Below are 24,928 nucleotides of genomic sequence, written 5' to 3'. Positions count from 1 at the left end.
AAATAAAAATCAAAAAATATGATGACTAAAGGAAATATTAATGTATCTGTGGAAAATATTTTCCCGCTTATCAAAAAATTTCTTTACAGTGACCACGAAATATTCTTAAGAGAGCTGATCTCCAATGCAACGGATGCTACATTGAAATTAAAGCACCTGACAGGTATCGGGGAAGTTAAAGTAGAATATGGAAATCCGAAAATTGAAGTAAAGATCGATAAGGACCAGAAAACGGTACGCATCATCGACCAGGGAATCGGGATGACCGGAGAAGAGGTTGAAAAATATATCAATCAGGTGGCTTTTTCCGGAGCGGAAGAGTTTTTGGAAAAATATAAAGATACCGCGAAAGATTCAGGCATCATCGGACATTTCGGACTTGGATTCTACTCTGCATTTATGGTGGCTGAAAAAGTGGAAATCCTTACCAAATCTTACAAAGATGAACCTGCTGTAAGATGGATTTGCGACGGAAGCCCTGAATTTACCCTTGAAGAAACAACGGATAAAACAGACAGAGGAACGGAAATTATTCTTCACATTGCAGAAGATTCTGTAGAGTTTCTGGAAGAAGGAAAAATCCGTGAACTGTTACTGAAGTATAATAAATTTATGCCTGTTCCTATTAAATTCGGAACAAAAACACATACGCTGCCATTACCAGAGGATGCTCCTGAAGATGCCGTGGCAGAAACAGAAGAAGTAGACAACATCATCAACAATCCGGTGCCGGCATGGACAATTGCTCCAAGCGAACTGAATAATGAGGATTACATGAAGTTCTATCACGAGCTGTATCCGATGCAGTTTGAAGAACCTTTATTCAATATTCACCTGAATGTTGATTATCCTTTCAACCTTACCGGAATTCTGTTTTTCCCGAAACTGAGCAATAATTTAAATATTGATAAAGATAAAATTCAATTATATCAAAATCAGGTCTTCGTAACAGATGAAGTAAAAGGGATTGTTCCTGATTTCCTAATGCTTCTTAGAGGGGTAATTGATTCTCCGGATATTCCGCTGAATGTTTCCCGTTCTTACCTGCAGGCAGACGGTGCTGTAAAAAAGATTTCTTCTTACATCACCAAAAAAGTAGCTGATAAGATGGCTTCCCTGATCAACGAAAACCGTGAAGATTACGAGAAAAAATGGAATGACATTAAAATCGTTATCGAATACGGGATCATTACAGAAGAAAAATTCTCTGAGAAAGCAGATAAGTTCACATTATATCCTACAACAGACGGAAAATACTTCCTGTGGGATGAGTTGGTTGAAAAGATCAAACCTTCACAGACTGATAAAGACGATAAGCTGGTGATCCTTTATGCAACCAATGCAGACGAACAGCACAGCTACATTCAATCTGCTAAAGATAAAGGCTATGAGGTTCTTCTCCTGGACTCTCCAATCATTCCTCACGTGATTCAGAAGCTGGAAACCTCAAAAGAGAAAATTTCTTTTGCCAGAGTGGATGCGGACCACATCAATAACCTGATCAAAAAAGATGAACCGGTTATTTCTAAACTAAACGAAACTGAAAAGGAAACTTTAAAAACCAATATTGAAGAAGCGGTAAAAGATACTAAATTCACGGTTCAGCTTGAAGACCTTGACAGTACTGATGCTCCTTTCACCATCACCCAGCCGGAATTCATGAGAAGAATGAAAGATATGCAGGCAACAGGCGGAGGCGGTATGTTTGGAATGGGTGGTTTCCCGGAAATGTATAACCTGGTGGTGAATTCCAACAGTGAGCTATCCGGTCAGATCTTAAAAACGGAAAATGCTGAAGAAAAGGAAAACCTGATCAAATATGCTCTGGATCTCGCCAAACTATCACAAAACTTACTGAAAGGAAAAGAACTGACAGATTTTATACAGAGAAGCTATAAGCAACTTGAAAAATAATACACAAGAGACTGTTTCATTTGAAGCAGTCTTTTTTTTGTTGTAAGGGGTTAGAATGTTGGAGAACCTGGTATTTTACAAATGTATATTTTAAGAAACTTTATCTCCGATATTTTTTTTAATCTCTCATTGATACAGCAGATTGAACAGATTTTTTCTTCTGTGATTAATAGAAATCGGCGATTTCTAAAAACTAATGAGTCCTTTTTATGCATAAAGCTTTAGATCTATTGAGGCTAAAGTGTAAAAGACTTTTGTAGTTTAAAAAATCATTGCCACTAATACATGAATAAAATCATTCGTGCATCAGTGGCAAAAACTTAAACAACCTCTAAAACTTTTCTACCTTTTAATGTTCAATTTTTCTTTGATTTAAAAGAGTTCATTATATTTGGTGAAAACATCAGATCATGTTTGAAATACCTGCTGAAATTTTCCCTTTTCTGCTCCTGTTTAGTTTAGGGATTGCATTATTTCATACTTTTATTTTATCGGGAATTTTTAATGTAAAACTGAGACCGTCATGGATTATGTTTCTCATCGATCCTGCAATTTTAGGAGTTGCATTTCTATTCTTCCAAAAAGAATCCGGAATTGTATTTATCGGGCTATTTCTCTCTGTTTTTGTATTGGGTATTATTGGAATGATTACACATGGCGTTCAATCCGGCATCGAATCTTTCAGGGAACAGAGAAGAAAGAATAAGCCTGTATGGAAAATTGTCGGCGGTGGCTTTCTGATCCTTTTGTCTTATCTTGCTTTTTTTTATTTCGGAGTTTATTTTGTCCTTTTTATTTTCTTTCTGATTATTTTAAGCTCTATTCTTCCCAACAATAAGAACCGTTTTTATTTTTATCAGAGAACTCTGCCAACTTCCACTCTAAAAAGTGCAGCAATGGGTCTTGCTGAGATTTCTGGGAAGGCAAAGGCTATTGAACCGGTTATCTCGCCGGATACAGACACTTCATGTGTAGGCTATATTTATACTGTTGACGAAATCCGCACAACGCGGGACGATGATGGCAGAACTTCTACATCATACCACGAAATTTCAAGGGAAACTAAGATCAAAAGATTTTATATGGAAGATGAAACGGGTAGGATAGAAGTTATTCCCGATCAATTGGAATGGATCAGTTTTTTACCTGCCCATTCGCGGGAAACCGGAAACAGACGGTATCAGGAATTTATCATTGATGAAAAAACAGTTTTTCTTTTAATCGGGCAGGTTTTTTATGAAGATTCACACTCTGTTTTCCGTTTTGATGAAGGCAGAAAAGTTTTTGGAATTGCTCCTTTAGACATTGTTAATTTCGCCAATAAATGGAGACCTTTAAAGCTAAGAGCGCTTACTACACTGGCCTGCATTGCAATTCTGGCGACCATTATTATTTTTACTCCTGTTAAAATAAATGGCAGTAAAATTATTTTCGAGCAGAAAAACTGGAAAGAAACTTTACAGTCTAATCCTTTTAAAGACATTTTTAATCCTTAAAAACAGACTGCCCATGATTTCTATTATTTCTCTTTTAATAATCATTATTGTCATTGTAGGTCTGGTTACTTTTTTAATCAACACCTACAACAGGCTGGTTATCCTGAACAACAATTCACAAAAAGCTTTTGCCAATATAGAGGTGATCCTGAAACAGCGTGCAGATGAAATCCCCAATCTTGTACGTGTTGTAAAAGCGACTTCCTTGTATGAAAACACGGTTCTTAAAGAGCTTGTTACTCTTCGTTCTCAATATCTAGGTGCCCATCAGGTTCATGAAAAAATAAAGACTGCAGAGCGGATGGACGGAAAATTAAAATCAGTGATGCTTATTATTGAAAATTATCCTGAAATAAAATCGAACCAGTCGTATCTTGAACTTCAGAAAAGATTAAGCGACCTGGAAGAGATTATTGCTGCCCGAAGAATTTTTTTTAATGAATCTGTGAATCTTTACAATACCGGAATTGAAACTTTTCCTGATAGTATTTTCGCGAAAATGATGAGCTACCGGAAAAAAGAAATGCTTCAGTTTTCTGATACAGAAAAACAAAATAACCCTGCAACACTATAATTATGGAAATTGATTTAGGAATTTTTGGAGATTTTATTAACTCCCGGCAATTTTTCGGAAGTCTTGCCATCGGCTTTCCTGTATTGACTATAGGGCTGTTTGTATTATACAGTATTTTCAAAAAGATTTTCTTTATCAGAAAAATTCTGAGATTTATTATTCTCACTTTCGGGCTTTCCATAATCCTGTTGATCCCTTTTGTATTCTTCTCTGCTTTTGCCGATTTTGAAAAACTGAAATTAGCTTTGATTTATCTGTCAATTCTTATATGTGTCACCGTTTTTACCTTATTTAATACAGAAGAAACCATTAATTTTATAAAAGACACTTCCAAATTAAAGGACAAACAAAATCTTTAAAATAAGACTATGGGAAAATTTATAATATGGGCACCTCTTATTTTTACAGCCTTTATCCTTCTGCTTAATTATAGAAAGAAGAAATTAAAAAATGACGGAAAGCCGGTTTCTATCATTTCTTTTATCTATCCGGGAATTGTAGTTTACGTAGTTTCCAGTCTGTTTTTCGGGCTGGTGTCAATTGCCGTTTCCCCCGTTATTAAATTTTTTTTCGGTCCGAAATATGAAGCTAGGGTAGTTGCCCACGAAATAATGGATTCCAGTGACGGAGACAATACCTATACAGCGGTAGTGGAGTTTAAAAATGATAAAAACCAGCTGATCAAAAAGCCTTTAAACTATGGAAGCAGCCACCCTGTGGAAGTTGGGAAAACCATTACCATCAGTTACAAAAACGGAGATCAGAGTGTGGCTAATTTAAGCTTTGGAACACAAAAACTTATTATTTTTATTGTGGCCCTTTTCCTGTTTGTTCTCGGTCTGGCCATGGCATGGATTACTCTCTATTCCTTAGGTTGGGATACATCAATTGTTTTCAGTATAGGGTTAGGCTTTGTAATTTATTTTGTTTTTCCGGCGGGGATGCTGTTTTTTTTAGGAGTGATGTCCTGGGTAATCTGGGAGTATTTTCAAGGCAGGAGAGATGATATGCCACTCTGGGCATTGGGAATCTGCAGCCTCTTTGTTACCATTCTTATTCCTTCTTTTTTTGGATATATGAAAATGCTTTTTACCCGGGAAAGAAAATTCAAACCATCAGATAGGTTTTCAGATTTCAAAAAGCGGATTTCTAAATAAAGTGTAGATATTTTCTAATCTGTACGAATTTTTCAGCTCGAAGAATACAGGGATTTTAAATAATAAAATCATTATTTAAAGTGATTTTAAATTTATTTATAATATTTTTCTTTTAAAAATTAGTATAAATAAAAATCTTACAAACTTTATAGGTTTCAAAAAACGATAAGGTTTAGTATAAAACGTAAATATCCGCGTTCATTTTTTATTTCATCGATTCTGGTGATTCTAAAATACAAGAAGGGCAATCGCATTTTTTTATATTTTCTGTTGTATACATTGTGCTTTTTTGCCATTTTTGTATAAAATGTCGGACATGCAAAAAGAAAAATTACGTCTTATCAGAAAACAAAAAGGCTACACGCAGCAACAGGTAGCTGATTTTATTGCAACGGATGTATCTAACTACAGCAGAAAAGAAAGTGGTGATGTAAGAATCATCCCTGATGAATGGGACAAAATTGCCCGTTTTCTAGAGGTTCCGATTGAGGAAATTTATGAAGAAGAAGATTCTAAAATAATTGTTAATAATGATCATCCGGTATTTAATGATAGATCTTCTTCCGCGGGAGTAATTACTAACCAGAATAATTATGATAATATTCCTGGAGCTATTATTGAAAACCTGCAAGCTTATATTACGTTACTGAAGGAAGAAAACGAAAGGCTGAAGGAAGAATTGAAAGGCTCTCAAAGTCCTTCAAGAATTAAGAAATAATACGGTTTTAGACTGTAAAAATATTTGTGTCACTTGTATCCATGATATGAGTGACATTTTTTATGTGCTTAAATGAATTTCCCACAGATCCCGCAAATTTCACGGATGTTTTTGGGTATTTTTATATATTGTCCTGCAAAAAAAAATTAAATAACGTGAGTTCGGGTTAAGGAGTTTAAATGTAAAAGGCAGGAAGATGGAAAAAGGAGGCTGGAAGTTAATTTTAGTTATATATATTGAAAACCTCCAGAAAATTAAATAAAAACAGATCAATATTTGCTCTTAATGACTTTCATAACTTCCCTCATCCAGCTTCAAACCTACATCTATCAGATATTCTTATCCCGAACTGAAGTTAAATAATTTTATAATCAGGTATTTATAATTCATTCATTGGATCCCAGAAGAGCTTTTTAAAATTCTTTATTCTAAGATTTTTTACAGTAATTCCCTCAGCTTCCAGTTTAGGTTGAAATTCAGGAACAGATAACACGCCCGAACTTGAAATAACACGGTGAGCAGGCACATCTTCCGGACAGCCTCCCATTGCTTTTCCTACATGACGCGAATGATTAGGATAGCCGACCGCTTTTGCGATAGCTCCATAGGTAGAAACTCTTCCTTTGGGAATAAGTCTTGAAACTTCATATACCTGTTGTTTGAAAATCTCGTCCATATGTTCTTTTTTATCTGTTTGAAAATGTACTGTATTGATATCACAGCTTTTGCATCATTTTTGAACTCTTCTGTACCCAATGATGTTTCATTGTAAAGATAAAGATATGAAAAAATCATTTTTCCGGCTGTTGAATGCCATCAATAAAAAGGTTCTTCCGAAGCTGAGTAAGAAGGATCCTGCCAAACTGACCCAAATAGAGAAAGGAATTCTGGCGTATCGTTATTTTGTACTGGTGAATTCTTTGGATTGATTTTATTTTCCCACAGAATACACAGATTTTTACAGACACCAATGGGATTGAAATATAGGCTCGCAGACCATGCGGATGGTTCAGGATTTTCTGTTGGGTTTACGCAAGGCCGCAAGGATTTTTTATTATTATGTTGTTTTTAAGGCGCTAGAAAATCTGATATTTTCAGCAGGTTATACAGCATCAAATTTTATCGGAGATAAAATCTTTGCGCCCTTATACCCATGAAGCAAGTAAAAAAATAGTGTCTTTGCGTAAACCCAACAAAACAATCAAAACAATCTGCTTGATCTACGAGACTTAAAAAAACATCAAAAAAGCGCTCCAAAAATTGAAGCGCTGATATTATAATCTCTGGTGAGAATTTTATTCTTATGCGTTTTCTAAGATGTAAGAGAACATCAATGGTGCACAGATCGTAGCATCACTTTCAACGATAAATTTCGGTGTAGTAATATCAAGTTTACCCCAAGTGATTTTCTCATTTGGAACCGCTCCTGAATAAGAACCGTAAGACGTTGTAGAATCAGAAATCTGGCAGAAATAAGACCAGAACGGAATGTCATGCATTTCCATATCCTGATACAGCATAGGCACTACGCAGATAGGGAAATCTCCTGCAATACCTCCACCAATCTGGAAGAATCCAACTCCTTTTCCACCTGAATTTTTAGTATACCAGTCAGCAAGATATGTCATATATTCAATACCTGATTTCATTGTAGTCGCTTTAAGCTCTCCTTTGATACAGTAAGAAGCAAAGATGTTACCCATTGTAGAATCTTCCCATCCCGGAACTACAATCGGCAGATTAGCTTCTGCAGCAGCAATCATCCATGAGTTTTCTCTTGGAATTTCATAATACTGCTCCAATACACCTGAAAGGATCATTTTGTACATAAACTCATGCGGGAAATATCTTTCTCCTTTAGCTTCTGCATCTTTCCAGATCTCTACAATATGTTTTTGTAACCTTCTGAAAGCCTCTTCTTCAGGGATGCAGGTATCTGTAACTCTGTTCAGACCTCTTTCTAAAAGATCCCATTCATCCTGAGCCGTTAAATCTCTGTAATGAGGAACTCTTTCGTAATGAGAGTGTGCCACAAGATTCATTAAATCTTCTTCAAGGTTCGCTCCTGTACAAGAAATAAAGTCTACTTTGCCCTGACGGATCATTTCAGCAAGAATCTTTCCCAATTCAGCAGTAGACATTGCTCCTGCCAAAGTAATCATCATTTTTCCGCCATCTTTAAGATGGGCAACATATCCTTTAGAAGCATCCACCAATGCAGCTGCGTTGAAGTGCAGGTAATACTTTTCTATGAATTCAGTTATCGGTTTGCTCATTTTTTAATTTTTTGCAAAGATAAAACTTAAAAATGGAATGGGGGCTTAAGCACTTTAAGAAAGTCTTATTGAGCAGTCTTTTTTTATCATTTGTTAAAAAACAGCCATTAATAAATACTAATACAGAATGTATATAAAGATCTGTGTTATCTGGGAGATCTTCGGGAAATTATTTCCTCTTCCGGGATTAGCAATTTTCCCCAGTCATTCAGCTGCCACAGGATTTCAACCAGTTTTTCACCCAGCTCTGTCAGCCTGTATTCAACTCTGGGAGGAAGCTCGTTAAAAGATTCTTTCATTAAAATTCCGTCAGTAACCATTTCGCTGAGCTGTTGATTCAATACCCGCCGGTCCACTTTGGCAATGCCGCGCAGAAATTCACTCGGCCGTTTTTTCCCTTCATTAATCTGCCAGACGATAGGAATTTTCCATTTTCCACTGATGGTATTGACAGCAACTTCCAATGGACAGATTTTATTTTCCTCCGTTTTCTCCTTTGTTTTCATAATATTGACTTTTTTATCCCTATGGGCAGAAAATATGCGGTATTGCTTATATTAAGATAGTTTCAGACTTTTGTAAAGTTAATAATTAAAATAGGATGATCGAAAAACGAAAAGGAGCCCGTTCAATAAAAGATATTCCACCTACGATCCTAGAACAGCTGAACCACGGAGAAACCGAAACAGTAAACCTTACGGAATGGCTGGCTGTAGATCAAAGAAGGTTATTAGAGAATCTGTTGATACAAAATAAACGTTCAGAATATCTGAGTTCTGTTCTGAAACGAATTGATGGATTAAAAAAGCAGACTGTTAATACTATAAATGAAGCTATTGGAACAGGAGTTCTTATTGAAACCCTGAAAAATAATGATGAAGAATTTCTGACTGTTATTTCCGGTCATATTTCCGATCTGGTAAGATGCTGGGCTGCCTACATGATAGGACGGAATGATGCTTTACCTTTAAAAGAAAAGCTGAATCAGATACAACACTTTGCAGCAGACGGACATTTCGGGGTCCGGGAGATCTGCTGGATGGCTGTAAGACCTTCTATTGCAACAGAACTTGAAGAAAGCTTATCTATACTCGCAGACTGGACCGCTCATGAAGATCCGAATGTAAGACGTTTTGCCAGTGAATCCACAAGACCTCGCGGAGTATGGTGTGCTCATATTGAAGCATTAAAACAAAGTCCAACCCCAGGGCTTCAGATTTTAGAACCGTTGAGGTCAGATCCTTCCCGTTATGTACAGGACAGCGTAGGAAACTGGCTGAACGATGCCAGCAAATCCCAGCCGGAATTTGTAGTGGAAATCTGTGATGAATGGCTAAGAGAAAGTCCTTCCAAAGAAACAGCCTATATCGTTAAAAAAGCATTGAGGACGATCGGGAAAAAGAAAATTTAAAGTATCTAAGCTTAATAGACTCCAATTTTCAAATGATTCCATTTTCAAATCTTCAAATTATCCCTTCTCCGTCAGATATTTCCAATACCTTTTCGGGACATGCTGAATATGAAGTTTTAAATTTTTCCTTTCTGTAATATTGGTTTTAGTAAAATACCGCTGCCATAGCGTCTGGTAATTTTTTTCTTCGTCATGGAAGTGCTGTTGGTACTGATTTAAATTTAATCGTTCTTCAGGGTAAAAGAATTCGGATGTCTCAAGATCATAGAGAATACCATAGTTTCTCCGCAGGTCGAAAATCATCCATTTCTGATCCTGATAACGGTCTGTAAAATGTTTTCTGATGAGAGGAAGTACGTTGAAATCCGGATCTATCTTAGCAAAGAAAACACCATCCTGCATTTTTTCAAACCGGACAAATGCCGTCATTCTGTGGCTTTCCCGGCCTACGGATTTACTGATCTTTGAGATCTTCAGGATGTCCTGATCCGCATAATTATGAAGAATATTTTCTTCCGGATGCTGTACGGATTGCTTAACGGCTGACAGAATGAGGTTTTCACGTTCAGGATCTTCAGATAAATAAACTTTCAGCAGTTCCCGGATGCCTTGCTTCTCAATTTGTTTTTCAAGTTTATTCAGTACTCTTTCTGCTTTTTCATGCTGTGTGATCACTTCATGAATTTCTGCAAACATATTTTCCTGTCTGAAATTTTCCCTGCTGATGATTTCTATATCTTTGTAGCGGTATTCAAAAACTTCAAATACTGCGGTGAAAAGGCCGTCAAAGCTTCCATCATAGAGAAGGGTAATCATGAGTAAAATGTTGATTAAATTAATCCTGAATCCTTAAACAGGTTTTAAAAATTTTCAGACAAAAGAAAGTTTATTTAAATTTAGGCTTTCAGAATCCGGTTTCAAGTTCAGTACGAAGATACCATAAAATTCAGACCTAATCAATGAATTCAGTTATCATAAAACCTAAAAATGAGATCCTGAAGAAATACATTCAGTATTTTCTGTTTTTCAAAAAGACGGATCATGAGTTTTTAGAATATACTACTTTTCCGAATACCAACCTTTGTCTGGCGATCTATAAGCATAACAAAGTTTCGTATAGGTATGGGGCAGAAACCAGCTTTTGTGATATTGAAATCGGCAATACTTTTAGCAGCAGGCTGTACAGATTTCATAAAATGCCTTTTCACGTCAATATCCATTCCTCACTTGACCAGGTTTGTATTGTCTTCCATTCCTCTGCTTTAAGAGCCTTTACCGGAGCATCCTATGATGATCTTATGCAATCTGAACATGTATTGATGATATTTTCCCCACAGGCAAAAACATTCTGGAAGAAATCTTCGAAATAACTGATTTCCCCAAAAGAGCAGAAAAACTGGAATATTTTCTTTGTGAAAACTTAAGAGATAATATTCCCGGGAAAATAGAAGAGGCCCTTATCCTGATTAATAGCCATAAAGCTTTAAATATTGATGATCTTTCCGGAGAACTTAAAATAAGTGAAGCAACATTATTCCGGTTGTTTAAAAGTCAGCTGGGGCAGAATCCCAAGTCATATTTAAAAACATTAAGATTCAGGAATGTTTTAAATGACTTCCTGAAACCGGAAAATTCACTGGCTGCAGTTGCTTATCATAATCAATACTATGATCAGGCTCATTTCATTAAAGATTTACCTCGACAGCAGTATTGAAGACTGGGTGAAGTTTGCAGAAGAGTATTTGGAAAACTAAAACAAGCTCAGCTGCTGGGAAAATTGATTGTGGAATTTGGAAGAGCTTCCTGCTGTAAGCAATTTCCTGAAATTTTTATCCGTAAGATATCTCAGATAAGCATTTCCCGCATTAAAGTCGATGAAATATTTAGCCCGGTTCACAGCAGCGCCCAGCTTTTTCAGATGGTCCATTGTCAGAACCTGGAAACGTCTTGCATTGACAATTTTCTGTGCGGTTTTTACTCCAATTCCGGGAATCCTTAAAATCATCTGATAATCGGCAGTTTGAAGATTAATAGGGAACTGGTCCAGATGCCGGAGCGCCCAGCTTAATTTGGGGTCAATCTCAAGATCAAGGAAAGGAATATTCGGATCTAAAATTTCCTCTGCTTTGAAACCATAGAATCTCATCAGCCAATCCGACTGGTACAATCTGTTTTCACGGAGCATAGGAACTTCTGTCGTTAATGATGGTAATCTTTTATCTTCCAGAACAGGAACATACCCCGAATAATAAACCCTTTTCAGGTTGAAATTTCTGTAAAAATGATCTGCAACTTTTATAATTTGCAGGTCATTTTCATTGGTGGCTCCTACAATCATTTGGGTAGACTGTCCGGCTGGAGCAAATTTAGGGACCTTTCTGAAAATTTTCTTTTCGTCTTTGTATTGATCAATACCTTTCTGAATATAACGCATCGGACTGATCATATCCTGACGGTTCTTTTCCGGTGCCAGTAATTTTAGTCCGCTTTCTGTGGGAATTTCAAGATTAACGGAAAGACGGTCTGCATACAGGGCAGCTTCTTCCATCAGTTCATCACTTGCTCCGGGAATGGATTTCAAGTGAATATATCCGTTGAAATTTTCTTCCAGACGTAATTTTTTGGCTACCCTCACAAGGCGTTCCATGGTGGTATCTGCATTTTTGAAAATCCCGGAACTTAGGAACAGTCCTTCAATATAATTTCTGCGGTAAAAATTGATGGTAAGATCAACCACTTCTTCCACGGTGAAAGCAGCTCTTTTAATATCATTGGAACTTCGGGATACACAGTAAGCGCAGTCGTAGATACAATGATTCGTCAGCAGAATTTTGAGCAGGGAAACACATCGTCCGTCTTCAGTATAGGTATGGCAGATTCCGCTTACGGAGCTGTCGCCCAAAGCGCCTTTTTTATTTTTTCTTGTTCCTCCGCTGGATGAGCAGGAAACGTCGTATTTCGCGGCATCGGCAAGGATTTCAAGTTTTTCTTTCAGGCGTTCAAAGTTCATATTTTTGAAGAGGTGTTATAATTTGTATCTGAATTTTGTTCAAATTTAGTTCCAAAATTGATAAATATCAATCTTTTTTCATAGAAGTTATCCACAAAACACTGTCTCAAAATCACTATATTTACGCTTCATTAAAATTAGATTATGAATCATCAACCAATTGAAGGTTTTTCCAAGCTGACCAAGCAGGGGAAGATCGACTGGCTCGTTAATGAATATCTTGAAGGAAACGAGGAATATCAAACTATACTGAAACAATACTGGAACGATAATGCTGATCTTCAGAAGCTTCATGAGGAGTTTTCTGAAAATACAATCTCCAATTTTTATATGCCTTACGGAATTGCCCCGAATTTTTTAATCGATGGTAAATTACTGGCCCTGCCGATGGCTGTGGAAGAAAGTTCAGTAGTAGCAGCCGCTTCCAAAGCTGCTAAATTCTGGATCGATAAAGGTGGTTTTAAAACAACGATCATCAACAACGAAAAATTAGGACATACCCATTTCGTATTCAATGTAGAACCTCATAAGCTGCTTCATTTTTTTAATTTCAGCTTAAAGAAAAAATTATTTGAAACTACAGAAGATATTACCGCAAACATGAGAAAACGTGGCGGTGGTATTTTAGATATTAAACTGGTAGATAAAACCGCAGAAATGCCGAATTATTACCAGCTTAAAGTCAGCTTTGATACAGTAGATTCCATGGGAGCGAACTTTATCAATTCTTGTCTGGAGCAGTTTGGAAAAACGTTGAGACAGGAAGTGGCAGTAAGCGAAGACTTCACAAAAGAAGAAAAAGATTCTCTTCAGATCGTGATGAATATTCTTTCCAATTTCACACCGGACTGTCTGGTAAGAGCTGAGGTTTCCTGTAAAATGGAAGATTTAAAAGACGATAGCGGAATTTCTCCTGAAGAATTTGCTTCAAAATTCAAGCAGGCCGTTACCATTGCCGAAATAGAACCTTTCCGTGCAACAACCCACAACAAAGGGGTAATGAACGGAGTAGACGCAGTGGTGATTGCTACAGGAAATGACTTCAGAGCTACAGAAGCCTGTGCCCATGCCTATGCCGCAAGAGACGGACAGTACAGATCATTGACTCATTGTACAACAGATAACGGGATTTTCAGATTCTGGATTGATCTTCCGATTTCCGTAGGAGTTGTAGGCGGTCTGACGAATCTTCATCCGTTGGTAAAATTCTCTTTAGCACTTCTGGGAAAACCTTCTGCACAGGAATTAATGAGTATTCTGGCAGTTTCCGGACTGGCCCAGAATTTTGGAGCGCTTCGTTCTCTGGTAACCACCGGAATTCAGAAAGGGCATATGAAAATGCACCTGTTGAATATATTAAATCAATTAGGAGCTACGGAAGAAGAAAAACAGCATTTTGTAACTTATTTTAAAGATAAAACGGTAAGCCACCACGAAGTGATCAATGAGTTTAACCGAATGAGGGCACAATAATGGGGCAACTCATTATACCCATATTATTAATTATACTCGGAACTGTTCTGAGAAAAATGTCGTGGGAAAGTCTGATTGATCCTAAAAAAGTTTCCAATGTCTTGATTATATTGGGAATTTCCAGTCTGGTAAAAGGAATTTTTTTATACTACGTAAAAGCAGAATAATGAAAGGAACCCTATTGTTATGTACACTGATCTCAGTTTTAAGCTTTTCACAACAGAAGAATGTGAAAATATCCCATCTGCAGCCAGCATCTGAAAACCGCTATTTTCCTGTTGTTACCTATGCTGAAAAGCCTGTTGCAGCCAATAAAATTAATACGCTTTTACAGGTAGATCAACTGGAATATGTTCCAGGAGCAGGAGGGAACCCTTTTAATCTTGTCTCAGGGGGAGAAGGCGCCAACTATGTTCATTTTTACAGCTGGGAAAAAATGGATACGCCGAAGAATATCCTGAGTATCGCTATGGATGGTGAAAGTTCAGGGGCTTACCCGGAAAGTTTTTTTCTCTGGAAAAATTTTGATCTGCGGACAGGGAATCTCATCAATGCCAAGGATCTGTTCAGACCAGAGGCTGTTAAAACAATAGAAAGTTTAATTCAGAAAAGAGTAAAAAAGGAAATTAATGATTTTATTGTCCGGTTGAAAGCCGAGCCTAAGCAGACTGAAGAAATTCTGAGCCAGATTGGAATGTATGAAGAATGTTATACAAACTATACATTAGTAAGTATTGGATATTATTTCAAAACAGACAAGATAAAATTTATTACAGAAAGATGTTCCAATCATGCGATGAGGGCACTGGATGAACTGGCTGAACACGTGGTGGAGTTTTCGTACAAAGATCTGGACAAGTATTTGAGCCCTTATGCCAAGAATTTACTCAACGGATCTGATCTGGTGGAAAAAACAAGCCTGCTCAATAAGCTGTATAAAGGAAAAATTGACGGGAAATATCCGATAACTGTTTTAATTAAAGAGGTTTATGGCGATAAGGATGATAATTCCGTTGCCGCGGTATATTGGTATGATAAAAATAAAAAACTGATCGAATGGCACGGAAAGCTGAAAGGCAGCCATCTTTCGCTTACAGAAAGTGATTATTATAGTGAAGAGACAAGGCAATGGATGCTGAAAGGTTTCGTAGAAGCAGATATAAAAGGAAATAAAATCTCCGGAACCTGGCAGGATTATAAAACAAAAAAATATTTAACCCTAGAATTAGAAGAATTATAAAATGAAAACAGTTACTTTAGTTTTTGGAGCAGTCTATGGAATGCTTTCAGTGATCCTGGGAGCATTTGGAGCACATGCCTTAAAGAAAATATTATCTGTGGAAAGACTGGAAAGTTTTGAAACCGGAGTAAGATACCAGATGTATGCGGCGTTCTTCTTACTGATCATCGGATATATCCTGAAGTTTGAAACCTCTTCCGAAAAATGGACCTCCATCCTGATGATTGCAGGAACATTTTTATTTTCAGTAAGCATCTATTTCCTGAGTTTACAGGATTATTTAGGAGCAAATCTGAAATTCTTAGGTCCAATTACCCCACTTGGAGGCCTGTTGATGATCTTAAGCTGGGGAATGCTGATTTTTTATTTCGCCAAAAATAAAATCTAGAAATGAAGATCAATAGAAGAAGACGTCTAATACAGACATTCAATCTTCTGGATCAGCCTATAAGATTCAATCCTTTTGTATTTAGCCGTACTTTTTTTATGTGGGCTTTTACAGGTTTGGTAGGCGGCATTATAGCCGGACTTTACTGGATCGTTTTAGAGCACTTTACCGAATTTCTGGCTGAATTCCAAGGATGGATGGTGATTCCCACTATGGCGATCTGTGGTCTTCTGGCCGGGCTGGTTATTCATTTTATCGGCGATCCGGGAGAAATTCACCTGATTGTTAATAACATCAGATTCAATAAAGGAAAATTAGATCCGAAGAACAATCCGTCAATGATTCTTTCCTCGCTTTTTTGTGTAGCATCAGGAGGAAGTCTGGGACCGGAAGCTCCTTTGGTGCAGGTTACCGGTTCTACCGGAACATGGCTTGGGAAAATTTTCAGATTAAAAGGGGAAGAGCTGCGTTCTTTGAGTATTGCCGGGATGGCTTCCGGATTTACAGCCCTGTTTGGAGCACCGCTTGGAGGAAGTCTTTTTTCCCTTGAAATTCTGCATCATAAACATGCAGTGGAATATTACAAAGCGATTATCCCTGCATTGGTAGCAAGCTGCTTCAGTTATCTGATGTTTACTCTGATTATTCATCTGGGAATCGGGGCAACCTGGAATCTGAAGGCTTATCACTATACCGGAGTGTATGATTTTTTGTATGCTTCCTTATTCGGAGTAGTGGCCACAGCCTTTGGATGGATCTTTATTTTTGTGGTGAAATTTTTCAAAAAAGTTTTTGAGTACAGAAAATTTCCAATCTTTATTAAAACATTAACAGGAGGAATTATTTTAGGAATTATTGCTTACTATTTTCCCCTTACAAGATATTTTGGACACAACGAAATTAATCAACTGATCAACGGAAATTTTGCGTTGAACTTTCTGATCATTATTTTAGTTTTTAAAATATTGGCGATTGCCATAACGGTAACCTCAGGATGGAGAGGAGGCTTTATTATTCCGCTGTTCTTTGTAGGAACAACATTAGGATTAATTATTCACAATCTGTTCCCGAATGTAGATACTACTTTAGCGATTGTGAGCTGTATGGCTGCCATCAATGCTTGTGTTACCCGTACACCGATGAGTACCACCATTATTCTGGGAACACTTACCGGGTTTACCTATTTTGTACCGATTCTTTTTGCGAGTCTAACCGGATATTTTCTGGCTCCAAGAATTCCGTTTATCGGTTCACAGTCGGAAAAACAGACTGAGGAATAAAATAAATAATCTTATGAATATCACAAAGCCTTCCTTAACCGGAGAGCTTTTTTTGTATCACTAGGTTAATAATCAGTTAAAACTCTGCCAAAGCTTTGCTGACTTTATAAATAGTTGCATATTTGAAAATTAACTATGATTTCTTAAATATATTTGAATCACATATGAAACTAAAAACCATTATTTCATCAGTATTTCTTGCTCTGTCCGCAGCAGTCAATGCACAGACCATCCATTTCAAATGGGAAAAAGACTCTATCGGAAACAAATTAATTGATCATATTGCGATGAGTGTTCCTTTTACCATCGAAAATAAAACCTATCCTTTCCACTTCGATCTGGGAGCCAATTATACGCTGATCTATGATAAATGCTTTGAAAATACAGAGCTTTTGAAAACTAAAAAAATAGATCCCACATCCGATGCAGCCGGACATCCGGTATTTTTTGTTGAAAATCAGAATTTCAGTATCGATCAGTATGCTATAAAGAACTATAAGCTGCAGGGGCTTTTAAATTTTGATCAGGGAGAAGTTTGTGGAATAGTGGGCGCTGATATTTTTCAGAACAAATATCTTGTGATTGATTTTCCTGGCAAGAAGATCACAGTAAGCAATAAATTGAGCCGGAAATTAGAATCTAAGGCTGATTTTGTCACCATGCAGATCAAAAACAACAAACCGGTTATTCCTTTGAAAGTTGAAAATAAAATATACAATTTTCAGTATGACAGTGGAGCCAGCATATTTCCGATTGTTACCTACAAACAGAATTTTGCAGACCTGATTAACCAGTCAAAGTATAAAGAAGAACTGAATATTCGTAATTTCAACAATCCACTGGTTGTAAAAGCGGTGGAAACAGATAAAAAGATTCAGATTGGAAATCAATATTTCAGAACCCGGGAATTCTGGTATACAGATGAAGATTATTTTTCTTTGAAACAGGATGGGATTGACGGAATTATAGGAAACGTTTTTTTCATGGACAAAATTGTAATTATTGATTTTATGAATAAAAAATTTGGAATTGTAGGATAAAAAACGATAGATTGTCTATAGTCCTTTTTTCAGGTCAAAAACATGATTTTTATCTCCTTTAAATTTCTTCAGAATGCATTGCTTTCTTTAAAATAAAAATTGATATTTCATCTGTTTTTAGTAAATTTGTCAACCTTTAAATTTTAAAATAAAATAATAAAAATAATATGAATCTTCACGAGTATCAATCAAAAGAGATTTTATCAAAGTATGGAGTAGCCATCCAACGTGGTTTCGTTGCAAACAATGTAGACGAAGCTGTTGCTGCTGCAGAAAAACTAACTGCTGAAACCGGAGCTCAAGGCTGGGTTGTAAAAGCACAGATTCACGCAGGTGGTCGTGGTAAAGGTGGTGGTGTAAAGTTCTCTCCAAACATGGACAAGTTGAAAGAAAACGCTCAGAACATCATCGGAATGCAGCTTATTACCCCTCAGACTTCTGCTGAAGGTAAAAAAGTAAATTCTGTTTTGGTTGCAGAGGATGTATATTATCCAGGTGAGACAGAAACTAAAGAATTTTATGTTTCTATTCTTTTAGACAGAGCTGAAGGTAAAAATACTATCGTATATTCTACTGAAGGAGGAATGGATATTGAGCATGTTGCTGAAGTAACTCCTCACTTAATCCACAAAGAAATCATTGATCCAGCTTTAGGTCTTCAGGGATTCCAGGCTAGAAAAATTGCTTTCAACCTAGGTCTTGAAGGGAATGCTTTCAAAGAATTTGTGAAATTCATTGGTTCTCTTTACAATGCTTATACAGGAATAGATGCTTCTCTTTTCGAGATCAACCCTGTATTGAAGACTTCTGATAACAAAATTATCGCTGTAGATGCTAAAGTAACTTTGGATGACAACTCATTGTTCCGTCACAAAGATTTAGCTGAATTAAGAGATACAAGAGAAGAAGATCCAATGGATGTTGAAGCTGGTGAAGCTGGTCTTAACTTCGTAAAACTAGATGGTAACGTTGCTTGTATGGTAAATGGTGCTGGTCTTGCAATGGCTACAATGGATATCATCAAATTATCAGGTGGTAACCCGGCTAACTTCCTAGACGTAGGTGGTACTGCTGATGCTCAGAGAGTACAGACTGCTTTCGGAATCATCTTAAGAGATCCGAACGTAAAGGCAATCCTGATCAATATCTTCGGAGGTATCGTAAGATGCGACAGAGTAGCTCAGGGAGTTGTAGATGCTTACAAAGCTATGGGAAGCCTTCCGGTTCCATTGATCGTAAGATTACAGGGAACTAACGCTGTAGAAGCTAAAAAATTAATTGACGAGTCTGGTCTTCCGGTTCACTCTGCAATTACTTTAGAAGAAGCTGCAAACAAAGTAAAAGAAGTTTTAGCATAATCTAAAATTTTTAAATAAATAAGAAAACCGTCTCACTTGTGGGACGGTTTTCTTGTATTAGGAAAATCAAAAGAAGGAAAAATATTAACAAAGATCTGTGAAATCTGAGCGATCTGCGGGAAATAAAAAATTATTTATCCTGACTTTCCGGTAAACTATTTTCCCCGGTAGTAATGTTAATACTCGTAGGCGTTACCAGCAGAATTTTATCCGCATCAAAACGTTCTTTGATATTCAGATAGGCTTTACTTTTTATCTGCGCCAGATTGGCCCCTATTTTAATCCAGAACTTAACCTGAAGGTTAAATGAACCCTGCTTCAGATCTGTGAAAATCACTTCTGCGGTATCCAGTTTATCAACATTTTCAAGGTTTTTTACCACATCAAGAATACCTTTCTGTGCTTTGCTGATATCTTCATCGGCAGGGATTTCAAAATTTAAAATGATTCTGCGCTGTGGCGAAGCGGTGATGTTGTAAAAAGGTGCATTGAATACTACCTGATTGGGAATATAAGCTTTCTTTCCATCATCTGTAAGAATTTTTGTCGTTAAAAAACCAATCTCCTGAACCGTTCCTGAATGGGCCCCGATGGTAATATAATCCCCGACTTTAAAAGCTTTGTCTATACCAATAAGTGCTCCTGAAAAAATACTTGAGACAAGATCTTTCAACGCAACCCCGGCAATAACCCCGGCTACCCCTAGACTTCCGATAAATTTCCAAAGGAATCCGCTGAAGCCCATAATTTCCAGGGAAATAAAGGATCCCATCAGCATAATCAAAAACCGGAATACACCAATCAGTGTTACCAGAGAACTTTCTTTTTGGCTCTTAGGAAAAAATTTATGGAATAATTTTACCGCAATCTGGCTTAAATATTTACTGGTAATAAGAAAGAAGGTAAATACCAGAATTCCGACAATCAGTTTAGGGGTAAGTTCGGCGAATGTTATATACCAGTTTTCCAATACTTTGTAAACCATATCTACATAACTGAGCCCTGTTTTCTCCATAAATAAATTATTTTTAAATAAATATATTAATTTTTAGCAAAAGTTTTGCCAGTTTCAAAAAGTCTACTAAATTTGTAGACTAATAAAATGAAATAATATGTCAATCAAACTAGGAGATACCGCACCGGATTTTAAAGCAGAGACCTCATTAGGAGATATTAATTTTTACGAATTCTTAGGAAACTCCTGGGGAATTCTATTCTCTCATCCTGCTGATTATACACCTGTATGCACTACTGAATTGGGATATACCTCAAAATTGAGATCTGAATTCGAGAAACGGGATACAAAAGTAATTGCCTTGAGTGTAGATGGAGTAGAAGATCATCAGAACTGGATTAAAGATATTAATGAAACGCAGAACACAGAAGTACAGTTTCCTATTATTGCTGATAAAGACCGGAAAATTTCTGAACTCTATGATTTCATTCATCCCAATGCTTCAGGAACGGCTACCGTACGCTCTCTGCTGATTATTGATCCTGACAAAAAAGTAAGACTGATTATTACCTATCCGGCTTCTACAGGCAGAAACTTTAATGAAATTATCAGAGTATTAGACTCCCTGCAGCTGGTTGACTCTCATAAAGTAGCCACTCCTGTCAATTGGAAAAACGGTGATGATGTAATTGTACCTCCAACCATTTCTACAGAAGATGCCCGGAAAATATTTCCGAAAGGAGTAACAGAAATAAAGCCGTATCTGAGATATACGCCCCAGCCCAATACATGATTTATTTGATTTTTTATAGTTTAGTTTTAATTTGTACGAAAAGCGCCCCGGAAATATTTCCGGGGCGCTTTCAATTTTGTATCAGTTAGTGTAAAATGATTATTTTACATCTCTTGCGATGTCTTTAGCTTTTGAAGTAGGTAAATAAATACTGAATCCTACGTTGAATGTAATATTTGAATTTAAACCTTCACTACCAAAACCAGTTTGTCCCTGATATTTAACAAGACCTTCTAGTCCGATATTTGGAGTAATAAAATAAGAGTAACCAGGACCTACACCGAAGTCAAGACCTGTTGTAGAATTACCGTTTTCAACAGATGATCCTCCGATACCTACGTTACCTTCAAAGAACCAACGTCCGTGATTTAATAAATTATCTACTCCTTTTTCACCCGGAGATAGATAGTAACGTCCTAATCCACCTACCGCATAATCAAATCTGGTTGGGCTTCCGTTTGTAACTTTGCTTATACCTAAATTAACATATCCCCCAACTGCAACATTGTCTTCTATAAAATAAGCACCTTTTGGCTGAAGGGCCACGCTGTATCCACCACCAGTATTTAATCCGAAATTACTTGTTAAAAGGCTACTTCCTACCAGCCAGTTACCTTTTTGAATCTGAGCATTAGCGGTTGTTGTTAAACCTGCTGCCAATATCCCTGCAAAAATTAGTTTTTTCATAATTTATTATTTTAATAATTAAATGTTATCATTTGTAGACTTAAGAAAAAAAACAAGAAATGTGCCAAGATTCTTAATTTTAGATAAAAACTCAGAATAAGTGTTAATTTTAGAAGAATGAAAATAGGAATTATTTAGTTAAATTTTTGAAGATTTTACAATTTAGATATACAATAGAATAATCGAAATTACCAGTCCTGCAATGGTAAATTTAATTCCTCTTTTGAAAGCTTTAGTTTTAGGATTAAACATCCAGAAACTTGAAATAACAAAGAAAAATAAAGAGATTCCAAAGAATGTATTCAATGGGGATAGCGGTTCCTTAGATTGGGATTTATGAAGTTTTACCATCTTATCCAGAACAAAAGGAAGTTCCTTTTTAGCGTATTTTGCCTTTCCGGTAGAAGCATCATAAGTTCCTTGTTTGAAGTGAAGGATAGTACCTTCTGTTTTTTCAACTTCCAGCCCTTTAATTTTCAGTTCTTTTCCCAATTCCTTTTCTGAAAGGTGAACCGCTACGGTTTTATCATACTTTTTTTCTTTCTTCAGAAAATCAGTATCCCTATAAACGAGCAGTACACCACTCACCGCATAAATTACCATAATTCCGGCAAGGAAATAACCCAGATATCGATGGGTGATTCTCATGAAACTTCTCGTGTCTTTAATCTTGTCCATATCGTATTGTTTGTTTTTTTAAATTCAAAAAGCGGAAACTGCAAAAATGCAATTTCCACTTTGATTGATGAAATTATTATAAATATTTAATTCCTATAGCTTGTAAGTCAATGTGAAATAGAAGTTTCTCGGGGTGATAGGATTTACAGAATAATTTTCGTGAACATTATAGTTTACGACATCGAATAAGTTACCCACTTTCCCCTGGATAGAGAATTTTTTCCAGTCATATCCAGCAGATAGAGTTACCGTCATATAATCTTTCAGCTCAAACATTCTGGTAACGTTATTTCTGCTTACATTTGTTGATTTTGAATCATTCCATCCTGCTAGCCTGTCCCCGATATAATAAATTCCGGCTCCTACTTTCAAGCCTTTCACATAATTGGAGAATTTATAAAAAACAGATAGATTGGCTGTTGTGGCCGGAGTTCTTACCAGTCTCTGGTTTTCAACATACCCTTTTTCCGGAGTGCTGGTATAAACCGTATTGTTGTATGAGAAACCTCCGATGATGGAAAGGTTTTCATTAGGATTTCCGGTAATATCCAATTCAACCCCGCGGCTTCTGGTTTTTCCTGCGAATTCTTTTAAATTGCTGTCTGGAGTCTGTGGGCTTCCGGCTGCATCAAGATAAAAATAGTTTTGGTAGGTATTATTGTTGTTGATCTGATACAATGTTAAATTTACTGCCAGCGCATTATTCCAGAAGTTTTTCTTAGCACCGATTTCATATTGATCAATGGTTGTAGGTCTTATCGCCTGTTTAGACAGCAATCTTACTCTGTTGACTACATCATTTGCTGTTCCTGTAGTATTAAGATTATCAATTTCATTAGACATATATCCCGCATTGGCCGCAAATGAATTGGTATAGGTTGCAAATACAGATAAATTATCATCAGGCATATACACTAACCCGATTTTTGGAGATACAGCCTGATCAGAAGTCGCTGAATTAGGAGTTTCAGTTTTAAGATCGGTTCTGAACTTAGTATTGAGGGTTGGCATATTCTCAATATAAGACCAGCGTAAACCTGCAATCACTTTAAATTGTTTGGTAAGGCTGATGAAGTCCTGAACATATACCCCAATTCTTCTTGTATTGATACGGGTTTTATCAGATTTTTCCGCTGCTGGAATAGCTCCGCCAGCCCATGTGGCAGGATCATCCAGGTAAAGCAGACTATTACCGCCGTTGGTACCATACACATAATTTGAACCATAGGTAAGTCCGTTGGAAGGGTTATAGTAAGTGTAAGCATCTGCAGTACCATAATCTGCATCTGCTCCCATCAAAATCTTATGACTGATCTTTCCTGTATTGAACTCACCATTAATGTTTGCCTGTAATGAAGTATAGTTCTGCTCGTTGTATGTTCTGTTCAACGGTCTTTTCCATGCCAGTCTGCTGTCAGGAGCATATTCCCATTGTACTCTTTCTGTAGAGAAATAATCTTTCGTATAATTCTGATAAGACGCTACTGTGTTTAATGACCATTTTTCATTAAACTGGTGATTAAAGGTAACATTGGTAGAAACCTGTTCTACATTCTGATATTGCCAGTCTGTTCCTAAAAATGCATTTCTTGGCAGCCCGGTAACTAATGAATAGCTTTTATCCCTGTTGGTAATAGTTCCCAAACCAAAATCCGGTGTGAAATTATTTTTTAAATAATCTGCTTCTACAATTAATTGTGATTTTGGACTGATATTAAATAAGAATGATGGATTGAAATAATATTTTTCAGATTCTACTATATCTCTGAAACTTTCAGAATGTTCATAAGCACCATTTACTCTGAAGGCTATATTTTTAGACAACGGCCCATAAATATCCACAGTTGGCTTATAAGAATTCCAGCTTCCTGCATTCATGCCGATACTTCCCCCGAAATTAAATTTAGGCTTCTTGGTGATCATATTGATAATCCCACCAGCTGCTGTATTTCCGTAAAGCATAGCATTAGCTCCCTTCAGAACTTCCACTCTTTCTAAACCGCTTACTTCAGGAAAAACACCACTGTTAATTCTGGTACCGTTCTTAAACATATTATCATTCCCCAGCATATAGCCTCTTCCTCCAAAACTATCCTGAGAGTTTCCTCTTGAAGACGTAACATACATTCCGTTTACATTCTGAAGAACATCACTTAACTGTTTGGCCTGTTGCTGCTCAATGATTTCATGCGTTACAATGGCAATTGCCTGTGGATTTTCCATTACCGTCAGGTTGGATTTTGTAGATAAAGTCCTAGCCTGGTTCGGGTTCCCTGTTTTATGAAGATTGATGTCTTCAATAGTTTGGGTTCTAATGGTATCTGCCTCAACGTTTTTTAGCTGTGCGCCCAATGAAACAGCGGTAAATAGAAGGCCTAAAGAAAGTAGTTGTCTTTTCATTTTATTTTTATGTAGAACAGTTTTAAATAAGGCGCAAATGTAAGTATTTGTTTAGAATAGTTAAAAATAATTTTATGATT

At 36.7% G+C, this 24,928-nt stretch carries 27 protein-coding genes; 18 read left to right on the top strand and 9 right to left on the bottom strand.

The window, feature by feature from the left end; all coding sequences use genetic code 11:
* The first annotated feature begins 21 nt into the window (after positions 1–21).
* From htpG to J2Y40_RS13390, 6 genes are all read left to right on the top strand, one after another.
* Positions 22–1,914, top strand: coding sequence for a molecular chaperone HtpG (gene htpG, locus J2Y40_RS13415; protein ID WP_153399878.1), 1,893 nt, complete (start codon positions 22–24; stop codon positions 1,912–1,914).
* Between the two features lie 410 nt (positions 1,915–2,324).
* Complete coding sequence (locus J2Y40_RS13410; protein ID WP_153395519.1) at positions 2,325–3,410, top strand: hypothetical protein; 1,086 nt, start codon at positions 2,325–2,327, stop codon at positions 3,408–3,410.
* A gap of 13 nt (positions 3,411–3,423) precedes the next feature.
* The gene (locus tag J2Y40_RS13405) at positions 3,424–3,984 is read left to right on the top strand and encodes a LemA family protein (protein WP_153395517.1); all 561 of its coding nucleotides are present in this window, start codon (positions 3,424–3,426) and stop codon (positions 3,982–3,984) included.
* Positions 3,985–3,986: 2 nt separating this feature from the next.
* On the top strand, positions 3,987–4,343 hold the full coding sequence (locus J2Y40_RS13400) for a hypothetical protein (RefSeq protein ID WP_309999433.1): 357 nt from the start codon (positions 3,987–3,989) through the stop codon (positions 4,341–4,343).
* 9 nt (positions 4,344–4,352) lie between these two features.
* Positions 4,353–5,141 (top strand): hypothetical protein, encoded by a 789-nt coding sequence (locus J2Y40_RS13395; protein WP_309999431.1) that lies wholly within the window; start codon positions 4,353–4,355, stop codon positions 5,139–5,141.
* A gap of 316 nt (positions 5,142–5,457) precedes the next feature.
* Entirely contained in the window at positions 5,458–5,859 is a 402-nt protein-coding gene (locus J2Y40_RS13390) for a helix-turn-helix transcriptional regulator (protein WP_153395513.1), read from the top strand.
* A 379-nt stretch (positions 5,860–6,238) separates the two neighbouring features.
* Here J2Y40_RS13390 and J2Y40_RS13385 read toward each other — a convergent pair whose 3' ends face one another.
* Positions 6,239–6,535 carry an MGMT family protein gene (locus J2Y40_RS13385; protein WP_309999428.1) on the bottom strand — a complete coding sequence of 99 codons (297 nt, stop codon included), beginning with the start codon at positions 6,533–6,535 and terminating at the stop codon, positions 6,239–6,241.
* A gap of 106 nt (positions 6,536–6,641) precedes the next feature.
* On the opposite strand from J2Y40_RS13385, the gene J2Y40_RS13380 reads away from it, so the two are divergent.
* Entirely contained in the window at positions 6,642–6,788 is a 147-nt protein-coding gene (locus tag J2Y40_RS13380) for a hypothetical protein (RefSeq protein ID WP_185151969.1), read from the top strand.
* A gap of 372 nt (positions 6,789–7,160) precedes the next feature.
* On the opposite strand, the gene J2Y40_RS13375 is transcribed toward J2Y40_RS13380, so the two are convergent.
* Both J2Y40_RS13375 and J2Y40_RS13370 read right to left on the bottom strand, forming a co-directional pair.
* Positions 7,161–8,135: a deoxyhypusine synthase family protein gene (locus J2Y40_RS13375; protein WP_047097747.1), complete on the bottom strand. Its 975-nt coding sequence runs from the start codon at positions 8,133–8,135 to the stop codon at positions 7,161–7,163.
* A gap of 146 nt (positions 8,136–8,281) precedes the next feature.
* Positions 8,282–8,641 (bottom strand): helix-turn-helix domain-containing protein, encoded by a 360-nt coding sequence (locus J2Y40_RS13370; protein ID WP_153395509.1) that lies wholly within the window; start codon positions 8,639–8,641, stop codon positions 8,282–8,284.
* A 95-nt stretch (positions 8,642–8,736) separates the two neighbouring features.
* On the opposite strand from J2Y40_RS13370, the gene J2Y40_RS13365 reads away from it, so the two are divergent.
* Positions 8,737–9,546: a DNA alkylation repair protein gene (locus tag J2Y40_RS13365; RefSeq protein WP_153395507.1), complete on the top strand. Its 810-nt coding sequence runs from the start codon at positions 8,737–8,739 to the stop codon at positions 9,544–9,546.
* Between the two features lie 57 nt (positions 9,547–9,603).
* Here J2Y40_RS13365 and J2Y40_RS13360 read toward each other — a convergent pair whose 3' ends face one another.
* The gene (locus J2Y40_RS13360; protein WP_153395505.1) at positions 9,604–10,362 is read right to left on the bottom strand and encodes a TIGR03915 family putative DNA repair protein; all 759 of its coding nucleotides are present in this window, start codon (positions 10,360–10,362) and stop codon (positions 9,604–9,606) included.
* 143 nt (positions 10,363–10,505) lie between these two features.
* Between J2Y40_RS13360 and J2Y40_RS13355 the strand changes: the two genes are divergently transcribed.
* Both J2Y40_RS13355 and J2Y40_RS24010 read left to right on the top strand, forming a co-directional pair.
* The gene (locus J2Y40_RS13355) at positions 10,506–10,916 is read left to right on the top strand and encodes a hypothetical protein (RefSeq protein ID WP_153395503.1); all 411 of its coding nucleotides are present in this window, start codon (positions 10,506–10,508) and stop codon (positions 10,914–10,916) included.
* Positions 10,862–11,260 carry a helix-turn-helix domain-containing protein gene (locus J2Y40_RS24010; protein WP_153399876.1) on the top strand — a complete coding sequence of 133 codons (399 nt, stop codon included), beginning with the start codon at positions 10,862–10,864 and terminating at the stop codon, positions 11,258–11,260. Before J2Y40_RS13355 ends, J2Y40_RS24010 begins: the two co-directional genes overlap by 55 nt.
* Before the next feature lie 36 nt (positions 11,261–11,296).
* Here J2Y40_RS24010 and J2Y40_RS13350 read toward each other — a convergent pair whose 3' ends face one another.
* Positions 11,297–12,556 (bottom strand): putative DNA modification/repair radical SAM protein, encoded by a 1,260-nt coding sequence (locus J2Y40_RS13350; RefSeq protein WP_153395501.1) that lies wholly within the window; start codon positions 12,554–12,556, stop codon positions 11,297–11,299.
* Positions 12,557–12,700: 144 nt separating this feature from the next.
* On the opposite strand from J2Y40_RS13350, the gene J2Y40_RS13345 reads away from it, so the two are divergent.
* The 7 genes from J2Y40_RS13345 (at position 12,701) to sucC (ending at position 19,335) form a co-directional block, all read left to right on the top strand.
* Complete coding sequence (locus J2Y40_RS13345) at positions 12,701–14,029, top strand: hydroxymethylglutaryl-CoA reductase, degradative (protein WP_153395499.1); 1,329 nt, start codon at positions 12,701–12,703, stop codon at positions 14,027–14,029.
* A complete protein-coding gene (locus tag J2Y40_RS13340; protein WP_153395497.1) occupies positions 14,029–14,196 on the top strand; it encodes a hypothetical protein in 168 nt (55 codons plus the stop codon). The genes J2Y40_RS13345 and J2Y40_RS13340 overlap by 1 nt, the downstream gene beginning before the upstream one ends.
* On the top strand, positions 14,196–15,269 hold the full coding sequence (locus tag J2Y40_RS13335; protein ID WP_153395495.1) for a hypothetical protein: 1,074 nt from the start codon (positions 14,196–14,198) through the stop codon (positions 15,267–15,269). The genes J2Y40_RS13340 and J2Y40_RS13335 overlap by 1 nt, the downstream gene beginning before the upstream one ends.
* A 1-nt stretch (position 15,270) precedes the next feature.
* On the top strand, positions 15,271–15,657 hold the full coding sequence (locus J2Y40_RS13330) for a DUF423 domain-containing protein (RefSeq protein WP_153395493.1): 387 nt from the start codon (positions 15,271–15,273) through the stop codon (positions 15,655–15,657).
* Positions 15,658–15,659: 2 nt separating this feature from the next.
* The gene (locus J2Y40_RS13325) at positions 15,660–16,937 is read left to right on the top strand and encodes a chloride channel protein (protein WP_153395492.1); all 1,278 of its coding nucleotides are present in this window, start codon (positions 15,660–15,662) and stop codon (positions 16,935–16,937) included.
* Positions 16,938–17,101: 164 nt separating this feature from the next.
* Positions 17,102–17,977, top strand: coding sequence for a hypothetical protein (locus tag J2Y40_RS13320; protein WP_153395491.1), 876 nt, complete (start codon positions 17,102–17,104; stop codon positions 17,975–17,977).
* A 167-nt stretch (positions 17,978–18,144) separates the two neighbouring features.
* Complete coding sequence (sucC, locus tag J2Y40_RS13315) at positions 18,145–19,335, top strand: ADP-forming succinate--CoA ligase subunit beta (RefSeq protein WP_065395119.1); 1,191 nt, start codon at positions 18,145–18,147, stop codon at positions 19,333–19,335.
* 130 nt (positions 19,336–19,465) lie between these two features.
* Here sucC and J2Y40_RS13310 read toward each other — a convergent pair whose 3' ends face one another.
* Entirely contained in the window at positions 19,466–20,350 is an 885-nt protein-coding gene (locus J2Y40_RS13310) for a mechanosensitive ion channel family protein (RefSeq protein WP_153395490.1), read from the bottom strand.
* 97 nt (positions 20,351–20,447) lie between these two features.
* Between J2Y40_RS13310 and J2Y40_RS13305 the strand changes: the two genes are divergently transcribed.
* Positions 20,448–21,083, top strand: a complete 636-nt coding sequence (locus J2Y40_RS13305; protein ID WP_153395489.1) for a peroxiredoxin — start codon at positions 20,448–20,450, stop codon at positions 21,081–21,083.
* 99 nt (positions 21,084–21,182) lie between these two features.
* Here the strand turns inward: J2Y40_RS13305 and J2Y40_RS13300 are convergent, their stop codons facing one another.
* The 3 genes from J2Y40_RS13300 to J2Y40_RS13290 all read right to left on the bottom strand — a co-directional run bounded on the left by J2Y40_RS13300 (position 21,183) and on the right by J2Y40_RS13290 (position 24,848).
* On the bottom strand, positions 21,183–21,770 hold the full coding sequence (locus J2Y40_RS13300) for a hypothetical protein (RefSeq protein ID WP_153395488.1): 588 nt from the start codon (positions 21,768–21,770) through the stop codon (positions 21,183–21,185).
* 162 nt (positions 21,771–21,932) lie between these two features.
* On the bottom strand, positions 21,933–22,448 hold the full coding sequence (locus J2Y40_RS13295; RefSeq protein ID WP_153395487.1) for a hypothetical protein: 516 nt from the start codon (positions 22,446–22,448) through the stop codon (positions 21,933–21,935).
* 93 nt (positions 22,449–22,541) lie between these two features.
* Entirely contained in the window at positions 22,542–24,848 is a 2,307-nt protein-coding gene (locus J2Y40_RS13290; protein ID WP_153395486.1) for a TonB-dependent siderophore receptor, read from the bottom strand.
* Between the last annotated feature and the right edge of the window lie 80 nt (positions 24,849–24,928).

Source organism: Chryseobacterium sp. 2987, from assembly GCF_031456375.1.
GTDB classification, from domain to species: Bacteria; Bacteroidota; Bacteroidia; order Flavobacteriales; family Weeksellaceae; genus Chryseobacterium; species Chryseobacterium vaccae.
This window is presented reverse-complemented; position numbering and strand designations above follow the sequence as displayed.